12 protein-coding genes are annotated in these 16,418 nt (G+C 64.7%); 5 read left to right on the top strand and 7 right to left on the bottom strand.

All coding sequences use genetic code 11. The features are described from left to right. Positions 1-44: 44 nt before the first annotated feature. Both pfkB and ptsP read right to left on the bottom strand, forming a co-directional pair. The gene (pfkB, locus tag ACUZUJ_RS11260) at positions 45-1,001 is read right to left on the bottom strand and encodes a 1-phosphofructokinase (RefSeq protein WP_458220010.1); all 957 of its coding nucleotides are present in this window, start codon (positions 999-1,001) and stop codon (positions 45-47) included. Beyond that, positions 998-3,508 carry a phosphoenolpyruvate--protein phosphotransferase gene (gene ptsP / locus ACUZUJ_RS11255; protein WP_458220009.1) on the bottom strand — a complete coding sequence of 837 codons (2,511 nt, stop codon included), beginning with the start codon at positions 3,506-3,508 and terminating at the stop codon, positions 998-1,000. Before ptsP ends, pfkB begins: the two co-directional genes overlap by 4 nt. 156 nt (positions 3,509-3,664) lie before the next feature. Between ptsP and ACUZUJ_RS11250 the strand changes: the two genes are divergently transcribed. The 3 genes from ACUZUJ_RS11250 to ACUZUJ_RS11240 all read left to right on the top strand — a co-directional run bounded on the left by ACUZUJ_RS11250 (position 3,665) and on the right by ACUZUJ_RS11240 (position 6,667). Beyond that, positions 3,665-4,678 (top strand): LacI family DNA-binding transcriptional regulator, encoded by a 1,014-nt coding sequence (locus ACUZUJ_RS11250; RefSeq protein WP_458220008.1) that lies wholly within the window; start codon positions 3,665-3,667, stop codon positions 4,676-4,678. Further along, entirely contained in the window at positions 4,639-5,118 is a 480-nt protein-coding gene (locus ACUZUJ_RS11245; protein WP_458220007.1) for a Rap1a/Tai family immunity protein, read from the top strand. The genes ACUZUJ_RS11250 and ACUZUJ_RS11245 overlap by 40 nt, the downstream gene beginning before the upstream one ends. A 256-nt stretch (positions 5,119-5,374) precedes the next feature. Continuing rightward, complete coding sequence (locus ACUZUJ_RS11240) at positions 5,375-6,667, top strand: NADH-quinone oxidoreductase subunit D (protein WP_458220064.1); 1,293 nt, start codon at positions 5,375-5,377, stop codon at positions 6,665-6,667. Between the two features lie 9 nt (positions 6,668-6,676). Here the strand turns inward: ACUZUJ_RS11240 and ACUZUJ_RS11235 are convergent, their stop codons facing one another. The 5 genes from ACUZUJ_RS11235 to ACUZUJ_RS11215 form a co-directional block, all read right to left on the bottom strand. Next, on the bottom strand, positions 6,677-7,333 hold the full coding sequence (locus ACUZUJ_RS11235; RefSeq protein WP_458220006.1) for a TetR family transcriptional regulator: 657 nt from the start codon (positions 7,331-7,333) through the stop codon (positions 6,677-6,679). 56 nt (positions 7,334-7,389) lie between these two features. Continuing rightward, positions 7,390-7,965 (bottom strand): TetR/AcrR family transcriptional regulator, encoded by a 576-nt coding sequence (locus tag ACUZUJ_RS11230; protein ID WP_458220005.1) that lies wholly within the window; start codon positions 7,963-7,965, stop codon positions 7,390-7,392. 76 nt (positions 7,966-8,041) lie between these two features. After that, a complete protein-coding gene (locus ACUZUJ_RS11225) occupies positions 8,042-9,571 on the bottom strand; it encodes a TolC family protein (RefSeq protein ID WP_510468039.1) in 1,530 nt (509 codons plus the stop codon). A 2-nt stretch (positions 9,572-9,573) separates the two neighbouring features. Beyond that, complete coding sequence (locus tag ACUZUJ_RS11220; protein WP_119006272.1) at positions 9,574-12,621, bottom strand: efflux RND transporter permease subunit; 3,048 nt, start codon at positions 12,619-12,621, stop codon at positions 9,574-9,576. Further along, positions 12,618-13,706, bottom strand: a complete 1,089-nt coding sequence (locus tag ACUZUJ_RS11215; RefSeq protein ID WP_458220003.1) for an efflux RND transporter periplasmic adaptor subunit — start codon at positions 13,704-13,706, stop codon at positions 12,618-12,620. The genes ACUZUJ_RS11220 and ACUZUJ_RS11215 overlap by 4 nt, the downstream gene beginning before the upstream one ends. Positions 13,707-14,088: 382 nt before the next feature. Between ACUZUJ_RS11215 and ACUZUJ_RS11210 the strand changes: the two genes are divergently transcribed. Both ACUZUJ_RS11210 and ACUZUJ_RS11205 read left to right on the top strand, forming a co-directional pair. Further along, a complete protein-coding gene (locus ACUZUJ_RS11210; protein WP_014037210.1) occupies positions 14,089-15,174 on the top strand; it encodes an AraC family transcriptional regulator in 1,086 nt (361 codons plus the stop codon). A 392-nt stretch (positions 15,175-15,566) separates the two neighbouring features. Beyond that, positions 15,567-16,178: a DUF3313 family protein gene (locus tag ACUZUJ_RS11205; protein ID WP_458220002.1), complete on the top strand. Its 612-nt coding sequence runs from the start codon at positions 15,567-15,569 to the stop codon at positions 16,176-16,178. Positions 16,179-16,418: the final 240 nt, after the last annotated feature.

Raw genomic sequence — 16,418 nt, 5'->3', positions numbered from 1 at the left:
CTATCGGTGGCCCGAGGCCAGCCGCAGCGTCCTCTGCAGGGGTTTCAATCCAACCGCTCGATCAGTACATCGCCGGTCCACGCGCGCACCTGCGCCGGGTCCAGCTGTCGCGCGTCGCCGCTCTCCAGCCGGCTCATCGAGAACGCTGTCGCCAGCCGCGCGCAACCCGCCAGATCCAGGGAGGGCTCCAGCAATGCGGCGGCGATGCCGGCGACCATGGCGTCGCCCGCACCGACCGTACTGCCCTGCGCCAGCCGCGCCGGTCGCGCGACCAGGGCGCCGCTGCGATCGATGAACAGCGCGCCGTTGGTGCCCATCGAGATCGCTACGAGTGCAACTCCGCGTTCGACCAAGGCCTGGCCCGCGGCCCGCAGGGCGCTGCGATCCGGCAGCGGCGTGCCGGCCCAGGCCTCCAGTTCGTGGCGGTTGGGCTTGATCGCGTAGGGCAGTACGCCTTGTGCGCCGCTCAACGCGGCGGCGAGCGCGTCGCCACTGGTATCCAGCAGTACGCGCGCACCAGCGGCGCCAGCCCGCGCCTGCAGTCGCGCCCATGCATCGGCTGGCAGCCCGGACGGCAGGCTGCCGGACAGCACCACCGGCTGGTCCGCCTGGAGCAGTGCGTCGAGTCGGCGTGATACCGCGTCCAGATCGGCGTCACACAGTGACAGGCCGGGCAGGTTGATGTCGGTGGTCTCGCCGTTGGCCTCGTCGACCAGCTTGATGTTGGTGCGGGTGCGGCCCGGAACGCGCAGGCAAGCGTCTGCGATGCCACGCTCGGAGAACAACGCGTTGAACACGCCGTCGTTGCCATCGCCGAGCACGCCCATCGCGGTAGTCGGCACGCCCCAATCGGCCAGGCAGGCGGCCACGTTGATGCCCTTGCCACCGGCGTCGTCGCGGGAGCTGCGGGCGCGATGCACGTGACCCGGTTGCAGGTGCGCCAGCCGCACGGTCTGGTCGATCGCCGGGTTCAGGGTAATGGTGACGGCGCGGGCGCTCATGCGCGCGCTCCATCAAGGGCGCGCACCTGCTCTGCGGTTTCGCAGTCCAGCGCGCTAGTGGCCAGCGCCTGCAGATCGGCCATCGCGTTGCCACGCAGGCGTGCCTTCACCGCCGGGATGTCGTTCGGAGTCATCGACAGTTCGTCCACGCCCAGGCCGGCCAGCAGCATTGCGCCAAAGGGATCCCCCGCCAGGCCGCCGCAGACCCCAACCCAGCGCCCATGCAGGCGTGCGCCGTCCACCGTCGTGCGGATCGCGCGCAGCACGGCCGGGTGCAGGCTGTCGGCCTCGGCGGCGAGTTCCGGGTTCTGGCGGTCGATCGCCAGCACGTACTGGGTCAGGTCGTTGGTGCCGATCGAGAAGAAGTCGGCATGGCGGGCCAGCACATCACTCTGGGCAGCGGCGGCCGGGACTTCAATCATGATCCCGATCGGCACGTCGGGCGCCTCGAGCTCGGCGCGCAACCGTTCGCAGATGGCGCGCAGTGCGATCAGCTCGGGCACCGAGGTGATCATCGGGAACATGATGGACAGGCGTGCGCCGTCCTTCGCCGCGCGATACAACGCACGCAGCTGCGGTTCCAGCAGGTCGGGGCGGCGCAGCAGCAGGCGCGCGCCACGCACGCCGAGGAACGGGTTTTCCTCGCGCGGCAACTCCAGGTGAGCAACCTGCTTGTCGCCACCGATATCGAGCGCGCGCACGATCAGCGGGCGGCCGTCGAGTGCCTTGGCCATCGCCACGTACGTGGCGTACTGCTCATCCTCGCTGGGCGTACTGCCACGTTCGAGGAACAGGAACTCGGTGCGCATCAGGCCGACACCTTCCGCGCCTTGCTCCAGCGCCAGTGGCACCTGCTCGGGCAGGTTGACGTTGGCGCCGATGTCGATGCGGTGGCCGTCTGGGGTCTGTGCCGGCTGCGCGCGTTGCGCCGCTTCACGCTCACGGATCTGCTGCTGTTCGGCGATCCACGCACGGGCCGAGGCGAGATCGGCCTCGGACGGAGACAGGTAGAGCCGCCCGCTGTTGCCATCGATGATCGCCTCGCGGCCCGCGCTGATCGCCAGCAGCTCCGCGCCAGCGGCAACCAGCGCTGGCAAGCCGAGCGTGCGCGAGAGAATCGCGGTGTGCGAGGTCGGCCCGCCCAGCGCGGTGGCGAGGCCGAGCACGCGGCCGGTGTCGAGGTTGGCCGTGTCGGACGGCGACAGATCAGCAGCGAGCAGGATGCAAGAATGTGCAGGCAGGTCGGCAAGGCCGCCACCCGCCGCAGACGGATCAAGCTGCGCCAGTACGCGCCGGCCCACGTCACGCAGGTCGGCGGCGCGCGCGGCCAACACCGGGTTGCCCAGTGCCGCCAGGCCGGAGGCGATCTGCTCGATGGCCTGGTGCCAGGACCACGCAACGCCATGGCCTTCGACCATCAGCTGGCAGGTGCGGGTAATCAGATCGGTGTCGTCGAGCAGCGCGGCTTGTGCCTTGAAGATCGCCGCATCCGAGGCACCGAGCCGGCGCTGGGTGTCGTCCTGCAGCGCGGCCAGTTGTTGGCGGGTGCGGCTGAGCGCGTCCTGCAGGTGTGCGCCGCCTTCGCCGAGAGGGGTGGGGCGGTCGGCGACCTCAGCCTGCGTGCTGGCCAGCACATGCACCGGGCCGATCGCCAGGCCGGGGCTGGCGCCGATGCCGACGATCGCCGCCTGTGCGTCCGGCGGATTCCAGCCCGCAACCGGCGCGGCCTTGCGCTGCGCTGCGCGCTCGGCATCGGCCTTTTCCTGTGCCACCAGCCCATCCATGACCTTGCGCAGTGCGGCCAGCAGGGCAGGGGCATCGGCGCCCTCGGCAGACACGCTGACCGCGTCGCCATGGCGCAACCCGAGCTGCAGCAGCGCCACCAGGCTTTTGGCATCGGCAGCCTGATCGCCCGCGCGAACCTGTGCGCGGGCCGCGAAACCGCGCGCTGTTTCGGCCCAGCGCGTGGCCGGGCGCGCGTGCAGCCCGCTTGGGTAGGCGATGGTCCAGTCGAAACGCTCGGCAAGGTCCGTCACCGGCACAGTGGGAGCCGTGGTCGAAACATCGCCAGCCAACGCGTTGATGATCTCGCTCGCATCGGCCGTGGTGAACAGGCGCTGCAGGGTCGCGTCATCCTGGATCAGCCGAGTCAGCCGCCGCAGCAGGGTGATGTGGGTATCGGACTGCGCGGCAATGCCGACCACAAGGCGGGTGACCTGGCCCGGGTTCCACTCCACGCCTTGCGGGAACTGCAGCACGGCAATGCCATCGCGGCGCACCAGGTGACGGTCCTCACCCAGCCCGTGCGGAATGGCCACGCCATGGCCGAGGAAGGTATTCGCCAGCGCCTCGCGCCGGCCCATGCTCGCCTCGTAACCCGGCGCAACGCAGCCGGCGGCGACAAGCATCTGCGCCACCTGGGCGATGGCGTCGGCCTTGTCGAGCGCACGCGCATCCAGGCGGATCAGTTCCCGGCTGACGGGGGCAGGGGTAGTCAAGGGCTGCAAGGCGGGCTCCGGGAAGAGGGTGCTGTGGCGTATTGGGAACGTTCCCAGTCCTCATTTCAATGTGCACTGCACAAAAAGCCAATACTGCTTTGGGGCTAGCATTGTCCTGGATGGCCATTTGGCCATGATCAGCGACAGTTTCCGGGAACGGTTCCAATGAGCATCAGCATCAACGACGTCGCGCGCGTAGCGGGGGTCTCCAAGTCCACGGTGTCTCGCGTGCTCGGCGGCGGCCCGGTCAGCGAGGCCGTGCGTGGCCGGGTGGAGGCGGCGATCCGCCAGACCGGGTATCACCCCAACCTGCAGGCACGGCGCCTGCGCGCCCGGCACACCGGCATCATCGGGTTGATCGTGGCGGACATCCGCAACCCGTTCTTCACCGCGCTGATCCGCGCGGTGGAGGAGGTGGCCTATCGTGAAGGCCTTCGCGTCACCCTCTGCAACACTGACGAGGACCCCGAGCGTGAGGCGCTGTATCTGCAGTTGATGCACGAGGAGCGCATCAGCGGACTGATCTTTGCGCCCACCCGGACCACAGTGGGGCGCCTGGAACGGCTCGCACTGGACTATCCCACGGTGCTGGTGGACCGCGCCGCACCTGGCGGGTCGATCGACAGCGTGGTGCTCGACAATCCGGCCGCGATGGCGGCCCTGGTCGAGCATCTGGTGGCGCGTGGCTATCGCCGCATCGGCGGCCTGTTCGGCAGCACCAGCACCACGGCGGCGGAGCGGCGGGACGGCTATCTCGCTGCGATGCGTACGCATGGGCTGGAGCCGGACTATCGCGAGGTTGAGCCCACGGCTGAAGCGGCCATTGCAACGGTCGATCAGTGGCTGGCCGGCCCGTCGCGGCCGGAAGCCATGGTCGCCAGCAACAGCCTGCTGCTCATGGGGGCATTGAAGGCCGCCCGCAGCGCAGGGTTGGCAATTCCTGGCGGGCTGGCGCTGGCGGGCTTCGACAACGAACGCTGGACCGAGATGGTCGAACCGGGCATCACCGTGATCGAACAGCCGGTCGAAGAGATGGGGCGCGCAGCGATGTCGTTGCTGCTTGAGCGCCTGCGCGCACCGGAGCTACCGGTACGCCGGTTGGTGATGACGGGCCGGTGCGTGGTGAGGGGGTCAACCGCATGGAATCCAGAAGGACGACAACCAAGGTCCAAGGCATGAGAGGACATCAAGGCCGACAGGCGCGTCGTCGCATGAGCCGACTGCTTATGCTTGGAGCCTGCTTCCTGGCCGGATCCTTGCTTGCGGAGACATCACCACCGAAGCGCACCTGGCTTGTAAGCGGCGCAGAGCTGATCACGCTACTGCAGGGAAAAGGGGCTGACGGATTCTGTGCCGGCGAACAGTGCCGGAATCTGTCCAGCGCCCGTGCCAGTGCCTACATCCAGGGTGCTGCCGATGCCAATCGTGGCCAGTGGTGTGGCCAAGGCCAGATCCTTCCACATGAACTGGTCGATCGTGTTGCCTCCCATCTCCAGCAACTGCCCCAGGACCGCTTGCAACAGAATGCTTCTTCGCTGGTTGTGGAAGGCCTGCGAACAGCGTTTCCTTGCGAACGCCGGGCATCGCGCGGTGGCATCGGACCGTCCAGGAGAAACTGACCCAACCTCATTGAAGTGATTTGCCAGGCTTGTTCCCCGCCGCAACCGGGGTTGGCAGCACGTGCCGCTGTCGAGAAATTCCGCGCGTTGACCGCAGATTGCTTCGGCTCGGGAACAATCCCAGCGCCCCACGTTCCAGACCAGGTAGTCCATAGCCTGCCTTCCTCGTCGAAGTAGCATCGACGCTTGGAGCATTAAGCACTTCCGCTGAATGCGTTCGGTCTACGGAAGCTATTGGATGAACACTGAAAGGACGATGGCGGGCGGGCCCGCCCCCATACGCGATGGTCGCCGGGATACCGAGATCCGTAACTACGTGATGAACCTCGGCCCCCAGCATCCCGCGGCCCACGGGGTCCTGCGCCTTGTGCTTGAGATGGATGGCGAGACAGTCGTGCGCGCGGATCCGCATGTGGGCCTGCTGCACCGGGGCACTGAGAAGCTGGCGGAGTCCAAGCCCTTCAACCAGTCCATCGGCTACATGGATCGGCTGGACTACGTATCCATGATGTGCAATGAACATGCCTACGTACGCGCGATCGAAACCCTTCTGGGAATCGAAGCGCCGATCCGGGCACAGTACATCCGTACGATGTTCGATGAGATCACCCGGATCCTCAATCACCTCATGAACATCGGAACGGGCGCGCTGGACCTTGGTGCCATGGCCGTGATGCTCTATGCATTCCGGGAGCGCGAAGAGCTGATGGACTGCTACGAGGCGGTATCCGGTGCTCGAATGCATGCCACCTACTATCGGCCAGGTGGCGTGTACCGTGACCTGCCTGAGCAGATGCCGAAGTACAAGGAGTCGCGCTGGAAGACGGGGAAGCAGCTGCGGCGGTTGAATGCCGCGAGGGAGGGGTCGCTGCTCGATTTCATCGAGAATTTTACCCGCGAGTTCCCGAACCGGATTGACGAGTACGAAACCCTGCTCACCGACAACAGAATCTGGAAGCAACGTACGGTGGGCATTGGCGTTGTGAGCCCGCAGCAGGCCATGGACTGGGGAATGACCGGGGTGATGCTGAGAGGCTCGGGCGTGGCATGGGATCTGAGGAAGAAGCGCCCCTACGCGAAGTACGATGCCGTTGACTTCGACATTCCGGTCGGCACCGCCGGAGACTGCTATGACCGCTACCTGTGCCGGGTCGCGGAAATGCGACAGTCCAACCGCATCATCAGGCAATGTGTCGACTGGCTTCGCGCCAACCCCGGCCCGGTGATGGTCCACAACTTCAAGGTGGCGCCGCCGTCCCGGCAGGAGATGAAGTCCGACATGGAAGCGCTGATCCATCATTTCAAGCTCTTCAGCGAGGGCTACCAGGTGCCGGAAGGTGAAACCTACGCAGCGGTCGAGGCGCCCAAGGGTGAGTTCGGTTGCTACCTGATCTCCGATGGCGCCAACAAGCCGTTCCGGGTGCACCTGCGTGCTCCCGGCTTCGCTCACCTCTCTTCTCTGGATGAAATCGTCAGGGGCCACATGCTGGCGGATGTCGTCGCCATGATTGGCACCTACGACATTGTGTTCGGCGAAGTGGATCGATGAGGAACCGGCTTAGCCCGCACATGGGGTGAACCACGTTCCGGCAGTCGCGAAGGGAACAGCCATGTGCAGCCTGAGCAGGTCTTCCACGGTGCTTGCCGCGCCCATCTCCAGGTCGAGGATACCGGGCTCCAGGATTGATCCCAGCAGAACGCCGACCGCGATCGCATGAAGGCTACGCGCCGCAGTGGCTGTATCAACGCCCTCGCGGAGCTGGCCCAGTGCCCCTGCGCGCTGGTATACAAGCTCCAGCATGCGGACCTCCGGCATCGCGCACGCTGCGAGCACGTCGCCTATGCCGCCCAGCTCACGTGATGCACCAGAGCGCAGGAGAAGCTCAACCGTTCGACGAACGCGTGCGGTGCGGCGCGTGTGATCAAAGACCCTGACCAGGTCCGCAAACAGAAGCCTGAACGGGTCACTACACTGCCGGATGGCGACCTCCTGCAGTCCTTCGGATGCATCTGGCCGCCCTCGCGCGGAGAGTTCACCCAGCAGGTTCTGGCGGGACCCGAAGTGCCAGTAGATCGCGCCGCGCGAATGGCCGCACTCGGTGGCGATCAGCTCCAACGTTGCGCCCGCGGCTCCGTGGCGCAGCAGGCACACCAGTGCGGCATCGAGGATCCTCTCACGCGTGGCGTGTGCGTCCTGCCTGGTTCTTCTAGCCATGGCACGGTTGCATCCCTGCCGTTCGATGAGCCCGTGGCCGCGCGTCCTGATCGTCCTTAGACAAGGCGATGGGACGGACCATGGCCACAGCGCTGTACCGGGATCTGCGGCGCTTGAATGTCGATCTTCGGTTCATTGGCGGGGGCAGGGCAGGACAGTGAGCCAAGCCAGAGACCATCGGCGGCGAGACGCGCAGACTTCAACGCGGGATCGTCCGCCTCGGACGGCTCGGTGGCCAGCTTCTTCTTCATCCACTCGATCCACTGCAACGCCGGCAACTGCGTGAGGTCCAGGCGAATGATCAGGGCCGAGAGCATTGCAACGTCGTGCCGTCTGCAGCCTTCCACGACAGATTCCACGTAAGCATTTGTAAAGGCGCCATGCCGGAGGCCGTTGGTACGCATCTTCTGCTCTACATCCAGGCTGAATCCCTGGAGCCAGCTGGCGAAAGTGGCATCGATGAGATCCTGCTTGGAGTAGAAGTGATGGAACATCGCGCCACGGCTCACGCCCGAGAATTCAAGAATCTCACTGACAGTGACCGAAGACCGACCGTTGCGGACGATAAGCGCTGCCGTTTCGCGGATGAGTATGTCGGGCACACGCACGGACGAACTATGGGTAGCGTTCAAGAGAGCTTTCCTCATGTAGCGGGCGACCAACGATCCGCCAGGCCGGTACGGCCTGGCGGATTGCCGTTCGAGCCAGTCAGTGATGCGCCGCGGATGCTTCGCTTTCGGCGCTCTTCCGGGAAGCGATGGGCCTGCCGAATTCAATCTCCGGGTCCGCCTTCTCGGGCTGCCATGCCCCCAGTGCCAGTTGCACCTGCACGTGGGCCATCAGCAGCCCGGCCTGTGCCGCCGCAAGCTCTCTGCGCGCCTTCTCGTGCAGCGCCTGCTGCTGCAGGCCGGCATCCTTCGGTTCGATTCCGGCGTCCACGCGGGAAGAAGCATAGGCCGAAGATCTGCTGCTGAGTGCCTCGGCATTCACCGCCTGTTGCATCCTGACGTTGGAACTCGTCCACGCATGCAGGGAGTCCTCACTCTCCTTCAGCGCAGTCAGCACGGTCTGCTCGAACGCATGCCAGCTCTGATCGCTGCCGGCGCGAGCGGCTTCCTCCCTGGCCTTTTTCCGGCCAAAGCTCAGCCACTCCCACTGAAGCTCCGGGCCGGCAGAGAAGCGCTTTGCACTGGAATCGCCCAGCGAACCGAACGGTGCAAGGATGCCGCCGAAGACATTCAGCGTGAGGCGCGGAAGGTGCGCGCGCTCGGCGAGTACGACGTTGCCAAGGCTTGCTCGCAGCAGTGCATCGGCCTTGGCGACGTCAGGCCGCCTCGCCAGGAGGTCGGTCGGCTGCGCAAGCGATGCAAGACCCGGCGGGGCCGGCAGAGGAGCCGGGGCCAGCAACGCCTCCCAGGTGTCGTCCCGCGCGGTCGGCGAGCGGCCCGCAAGAACCGCCAATGCGGCCCTGTCCGCCTGCAGCCGGGTAACGGTTGCCGCCTCCTGCGCCACCAGCTCGGCATGTTCGGATTCGACCGCAAGCGCCTCCCTGCGATCGACCAGCCCGGCCGCATACCGCGCCTTCACGCGCACAACGCGGGCCTTGCTCAGCTCAACCTCGCGCTCAAGAGAGGACAGGTTGATCTGGTCCATCCTGAGCAGGAAGTAGTTCTTCGCAATCTCGGCCTGGAGCACTGCGGCAGCCGATCTCGCGTCAGCCGCCGCCGCATCGGCCTTGCGATCGGCCATGGCTGCGGCGGTGCCAATGCGCCCGAACAGATCCAGTTCCCAGGAGAACATCTGTCCGGCGGACAGCAGTCTCTGGGAAGGGGGGCGGGGAAGATCCTGGCGATAGGGATCCGCTTCGATCTGGGCGGACTGCATGGCTTCGGCCTTGACCTGCAGCGCACCGCTCGGCAGATAGTCCTTGCGCGCCGCGCCTGCCAGCGCCCGCGCTTCCACCACGGCGGCAAGGGCAGACTTCAGGTCATGATTCCCACGCATGGCCAGGCTCACCAGTGCATCCAGGTTGGGGTCGGAGAAGTCCTTCCACCATTGCCTGTTGGGCGTCCCGGGCAGGACATCCGCGTCCAGCGCCGCCGGCGTGGGGGCCTGGCCCACATGATGCCGGGCTGCAGCGTCAGGGATCTCGGTCCTGGGGGCCACAGAGGCGCAGCCAGAAGACAGCGCCACGAGCACAGCAATCGACAGGCAGGCAACTCGATTTCCAATAGACATGATCATGCCTCCTCGGCCGGGTGAATGCGGTAGAGCGCGGCATACAGCGCTGGAATGAGACCCAGCGTGATCAGCGTTCCAAGGGCGAGGCCGCCGATCATCACGATCGACATGCTGGTCCACATGGAACCGCCAAACAGCAGCAGCGGGACGAGACCGAGAATGCAGACCATCTTGGTCATCACGATGGGGCGCAGGCGCTTTGCCGCAGCCTCTTCAATGGCCTGGAGGGGAGGCAAGCCATCACGCTGGCCTTCGTCGATCGCATCGATGAGCAGAATCGCGTTGTTGACGATGATGCCGGCAAGTGCGAGCAGCCCCAGTGTTCCGATGAAGGTCAGGCTGGTGCCACTCAGCTTGAGTGCCAAGGTCGCGCCGATGACCACGAACGGAATGCTCGCCAGGACGATGAGGCTCTTGCGGATGCTCTCGAACTGCCATACGAACAACAGGAACATGGCAGCAAGGCAGAGCGGGAGCAGCTTCTCGATGCCGTCGTTGGCACTCTTGCTTTCTTCGATCTCGCCACCGAGTTCAACCCGCACGCCCTGCTTGCGGAATTCGGAAAGGAGCGGCTCCACCTTGTCCGCGATCCCCTGGGCCGTCAGCTCGGAGCTCTTTGCAAGTACGGTGACCGCGCGCGTCTGGTTCACTCGCTGGATTGAAGACAGCTGCGGCGCCAACCGAAGCTTGGCCACCTGGCCAAGGGGCACGCTTCCGCTGCCATCCGCCTTCTGGATCGGGAGTGCCTCAAGCTGGCCGATATCCGTGCGCAGCGCCGCCTCTCCGCGGAGGATGACCGGGAGAACGGTGTCGCCCTCACGATAGCGGGAGATCGTCGCGCCGGTCAGCAGCATGTCCATGCTCTTTGCGATGTCCGCGCTGCTGATGCCAGCGGCTTGGGCCTTGGGCTGATCGACGTCTACATCAAGCTGGACAACCTGGCGTTCGGCATCGCTGGATACATCCACCATCCCCGGCGTGTCCTGCAGCGTGCGCAGCAGCTTCTCGGCGGCAATCCGATGTGCGCCGTCGCTGCTGGAGATGCGGAACGTCGCAACGCCGGCATCCGAAGATCCCATCGAGAATCGCTTGGGCTCCACCCGCACGTCCGGGAAGTGTGTTGCCATCACAGAACGCAGCCGCTCAATGGCCGCTTCATGCTTGACGCCCTTCGCAAGGGACAGCACGGCATACGCGCGGTGTCCTGCGGGAGTAGGGGGATTCAGTGCCAGGATGAAGCGTGGGCCACCATCGCCCATGTACAGGGCGTGGCTGGAGATCTCCGGAACGAGCTTCTCGTCGGCCAGTACCTTGCTGATCTGGTGAGCAACCGCCATCGTATTGGCCGGACTGGAATCCGGGGAAAGCTCAATGGCCATCTGCAGCTGATGGCGCTCGGACGGCGGCATCAGCTCGTTGGGGACGGTGGTGAACAACCAGCCGGAGGTTGCCAGCAGTGCAACCATTACGCCGATGTAGATGGCCTTGTGCCCCAGGATCCAGCGGACCTTGCCGCGGTACCAGCCCGTCAGCCGCTCGACCGCGCGTGCGGTGCGGCTGAGTTCGGCATGGTGATGGGCAAAGTACTTGCACAGCAGCGGAATCAGGGTAACGCCGATGACCAGCGACAACAGCAGCGCGATGGCCATCACGATGCCGAGGCTGCGCAGATACTCGCCGGTTTCCGTGCTGGAGATGGCCAGCGGCATGAACGCGAGGATGATCGCCAGCGAAGAAACCAGAAGCGGCACGAACATCGTGCTGCCTGCGTGAGCGGCAGCCTGGTCCGGCGACTCACCCAGCGAGAGCCGCCGCTCCATGTCCTCGGCAACCACGATCGCGTTGTCAACGAACAGGCCCAGGGCAATGATGATTGCACCCACCGAGATCATGTGCAGATCGATGTTCAGGATCTTCATGATTGCCATCGTCCCCAGCACCGTGGTCGGCACGATGGCGCTGACGATCAGGCCGGTCCTCATTCCAAGGAACAGCACGACGACCGCCATGACGATGGCCAGGGTCTCCAGGAAAACCTTGGCAACACGCAGCAGCTGGGTGGAAACAACCTCGGCCTGATCCGTGATCTGGACAAGCTGCATGCCGGCCGGCAGCGTTTCCGAAAGCCGTTCAACGTCGCCGCGCAGCAGATCGGCGAAGCTGACTACGTTGAGTCCTGGTGCCATGGAGACCGCTATTACGACGGCCGGCGTGCCATTGACGAATGCGCCGGTCATCGGCGGGTCCTGGGTCACCCGTTCCACTCGCGCAAGGGCGCCCAGAGGCACCGAGCCACCCTTCGGCAGCGGAATCGGCGTGCTCTTCAGCTGGGAGGGGTTGTCGGCGTCACCGCTCACGTTGAGCGCAATCTCCGACCCCCCGATCTCGACGTAACCCGCCGGCGCGATGACATTGCGCTTGGAAACCGCATCGGCAATCACATTGGGGTTGAGCCCGCGCGCAGCCAGGGAGGGCACGTCCAGGATGATCTGGACCTGCTCGTCCCTCACGCCATGCAGCGAGACACGCTCCACCCCGGGCAGCCGGAACAGTTCATCGCGCAGGCGGCGGGCTTCTGCCCGAAGCTCGCCTGCGCTGTAGCCTTCGCCGGTCAGGCCCATGGTCATCACCGCGACGCGCCCGAATTCGTCGTCCACGACCGGGCCAATCGTTCCCTCGGGAAGCTGGCTCTGGATGTCCCCCATGCGTGAGCGCAAGCGCTGCCACACGATGGGGATCTTTTCCGATTCCACGGTGGGGTAAAGATCAACGTAGGTGAACGCAAAACCTGGACGAACAGTCGTCCGGATGCGCTTGACCTCCGGCATTCCCCGAATGCTCTCCTCGATCGGGCGAGCGACAAGCTGCTCGACCCGGTCCACGCCGGCTCCTGGCATGAAGCTGAGTACCGTCGCCGTGCGAATGGTGATGGGAGGCTCTTCAGTGGACGGGAAGTCCAGCGCCAGAATGAGGCCGGTGAGGACGATCGCCATGATCGCCAGCAGAGTCAGTCGTGGACGCGCCAGTGAGAATGAGGAGAGGCTCATTGTTCTGATCCCATCTTCATGTCGACGGGCTTGATCTGCGTGCCGGGGCGGATGGCCTTGGCACCCGCGACCACGACGCGCTGACCGGCGGAAATCTGCCCACTCACCTCGATCCAGTCGCCGTGGTACTGACCCAGGCTCACTTCAGCAATTTCGGTCGTCTTGCCATCTTTTGCCAGCCGAAGCACCTGCCCCTTACCGCCAACGGCAGACGGCAGGACAGCACGAAATGGCACCTGGAGCCTGGCCGGGCCCGCATCCGCGCCAGTGATCTGGACCGACCAGGTCGAGCCCACGGTCGCCGCCTCGGGAACTGCGACGTACGCCGTACGCACGCCGCCGGCGTCGACGCGTCCGTCGACACGCAGCACCTTGCTCGCCACGGTGTCCGAGCCGCTGATCAGATTGACCATCTGCCCAACATCCAGGCGAGCGCTGCCCGGAATCGCGACAGACAGCTCACGGCCCGCACCATCGACCTGGATGGCAACAGCGCCGGGGCCCACGGACTGTCCAACTTCAACGTTGCGGGCGGCGACCACTCCATCGAAGGTGGCTCGCAGCGTGGCCTCCCCCTGTGACCAGCCGGCAAGTTCGTGCTGCGCGCGGGCGTTTCGAACAGCCGCCTTGGCGGCCGCCAGTTCGGCCTTCGCTGCGGTCATCTCCGCCGGGCTGAGCGCATCGGCCTTCTCTGCAACATTGAATCGCTCAACGCGACGCTGGACCTCGTCCAATGCCGCCTGCGCCCGTGCAACGTCACCTGCGGCGGATGCCTCCTGTGCTGCGAATGGGATGGAATCCAGGCGGGCCAGCACCTCGCCTTTCTTTACGGCATCGCCAGGTTCAACGAGTACTGCAGATACCTTTCCGGAAACCGGGAAGGACAGCTGTCCTCGCTGCGTGGCGCGTACGGTGCCGATGTAAGAGCGCTGATCGCCAGTGGCCTGTCGAACGGATGCGACGTACGCGGTACGTGCTTCGGGCGCGGCGCTTTCCGGTGTGTCGGAGCATCCCGTCATCGCGGACAGGGCAATGGCCAGTGCGCTGAGACGAGGCACCAGCGACCGAGTCATATGGGTCTTCACGTTCGGTTCCTTGCATGGGTGGTCGGTTCCACAGACCGGTTCGGCGCCGTCGGGTCTGCAGGCGGCGTAAATTTAGGGGGACACCTGCACCACGAACAGGACAGTTCTGGACACACAGGGGCTTGAACAGGTCAACTGGGACAGATGGCACACCTGCTGATCCCTCGTGGCAGGAGGCGTCCCGGCCTGAATCTGGTCAGCGACGTGAGGGCGTTGTTACTGCTGGTGCCCTCGAAGGGACATTGGAGGACGGGCGGGGGACCCAAAAGGTCAGAATGTGTCCGCCACGTTGAAACAGGTCCCCTCGCGGCCCGACTATGTCGATGTCGAACTACCTTTCGAATACGTGATGGCCCCTATCCCCAAGAATCTGCCGGCATCCATGGACTGGCCTGTCGCCGGCGAGGATGCCGCGCTGGATGCTGTCGCTCTCCATGCTTCTGAAGATCCAAATTCCGCAAGCGAATCGCAGATTGCAGAGATAGTGCCCACGGGGGCGAGGGCGATCCTCGGCCTGGTCGAGGACCGCGGGTTCTCTCCAGAGGAGCTATGCCGCGGGCTCGGCTTCACTTATCGAGATCTATCGATGAGGGACGTGAGGCTGTCCTATCGGCAGATGCGCCAGTTGTTCATGCGGGCTGAGCGTTTGCTGGGCGAACCTGCGCTGGGCCTGGCATTGGGGGCCAGACAGACGCCTATTTCATGGGGCGTACCCGGATTGGCAATGCTCACCTGCGAGACCTACGGCGATGCACTGACATACGGCCTCACCCATCAGCAGGCAATCGGCTCGATGCTGATCCACACGGTGGAGGAAGTGGGAAGGGAAGTGAGAATGGAAGTCCGGTTCAAACGATTCGACATTCAACTGGAGTCAGTACTGGTCGAGGACGCGTTCGCCGGATTCGTTGCGGTCAGCAGATACGTGGTTGGACCATCATTCGCGCCACTCAGGGTTGATTTCTCCCTCCCCAAACCGTCTGATCCTGAAGTCTATCGACGATTCTTCCAGTGCCCTGTGCGCTTCGATGCTGGCGTCAATCGCCTGACCATAGACTCACATTGGTTGAGCGCGCGCTTGCCCGGATTTGATCGGGTCAATTCAAGAATTGTCCGGGAGCAGTTGGATTCACTTCTTCCAACGCGAGGGGGGCGCAATGAGATTGTTGAATCCCTGTCGAGCCATCTTCGATGTGATATCGAGGCAACAACCAAGCAGAGTGAACTTGCGAGCCTGATCAATGTCAGCGAAAGAACGCTCCGCCGCCGCCTGAGCCGGCAGGATTCCAGCTATCGGGAGATTCGGGACGAAGCGAGATATGAACGTGCCCGCGACCTCCTGCTGAACTCAGAGTTGAGCATCGCCGAGATTGCAGAGGCGGTTGGATATTCCGATGCCCGCGCATTCCGGCGCGCATTCAAGCGTTGGGCAGGCTGCCTGCCGACCGAGTTCCGGGAATCCAGGTAGGCAGCATCCACCTCGGTTCCCGCGCTGCGGAGGGCCATCGTTGGAAGCCTGGCCACCCAACCACACCGGCTCGACGACCAGCTCATGCTGCCGGCGGTGGATGCGCCATCGCGATCAATTGTACCTGTACGTGTTCGGTCCTCCCCAGCCCCCTCCATCACCTGGGTAGAACCATGAAGCGTATACGGCTGTTTGAATCGAAGATCGCCGCGAGATTCCTTCTCGGTTGATTCCTTTCCACACAACCTGCGAAAGCAATGCACTCCGCAAAGCCCCAATACCCTGGTCCTGCATCAGCCATTCATCGATCCGCCACTCTGAAAAATGCACGGCCTGCCAGGCGCGGCACAACAGGCAGCTGGCGGCAGCGGGTCCCATGGATCATTGCAGGCATGGCAATGCTGTCGCTGGCCGCATGCAGCCAGGTTCACGTTGTCAGGTCAAACCAGGCCAGGACCTATGCAGGGCTCACCATGCACGGCGAGCGCCGGATGGAGATCGTGCCAGCGGGCAGCTCGCATGGGCGCTTTCAGACGGTGACTCTCGCACCCGTACTGCTGATGCCAGAGGTGGCCGCAACCCTGGGCCCGGGCATTGGCGAGCGCCTCAAGGCTGCCGTAAGCAGTCAGCTGCAGCGGCAGATCGACAGGCGCCTGGGCCGGAGCCTGACCGGGGCAGGGCAGCCGGGAACAGGGCTGTTGCTGCTTGCAAGGATCACCTCGGTGAAGGAGGCCTCTGCTGGCCTGAACATTGCCACATCGGTCCTTGTGGGGCCGGTAAGCAAGGGGCGGCTTTCCCTCGAGATCGAGGCGATCGACGCTAGCACTGGCAGGCAGGTAGCACTCCTGCTGCTGGCCGACGAGGCGGACATGAGAGACATCCGAAAAAGCTACACACCGGATGGCCATGCCAAGGCGCTTGCCGGTCGGCTTGCGATTGATGTGGTGGAATTCATTGCGCCGATGGTGAGACCACGCCAGCCTGTTTCACCATCGGCCGGATGAAGAGCGCCACCGATGCCGCGGTGGCGGCCCAGCCAAGTACATCGGGGTGCCTGTCGCCCTCCCATCGCGTAGATGGCTCACTCTAGCCCTTGGCCGCGCAACTGCGTACGAAGGGGGAAGTGCAGGGGGTATGCCGCTCGAGGGCAGGGGAAGCCCGTACCCTCACACCATTCACTCCACAGCGGCGAGAATGGCCTACCGGGCGCGCCCATTGTGCGGCCCGCCCACCGAATGCAGGAA

Source organism: Stenotrophomonas sp. S4, assembly GCF_054187805.2.
Note: the sequence above shows the minus strand (reverse complement) of the source record. Positions and strands in the feature narration are given on the sequence as shown.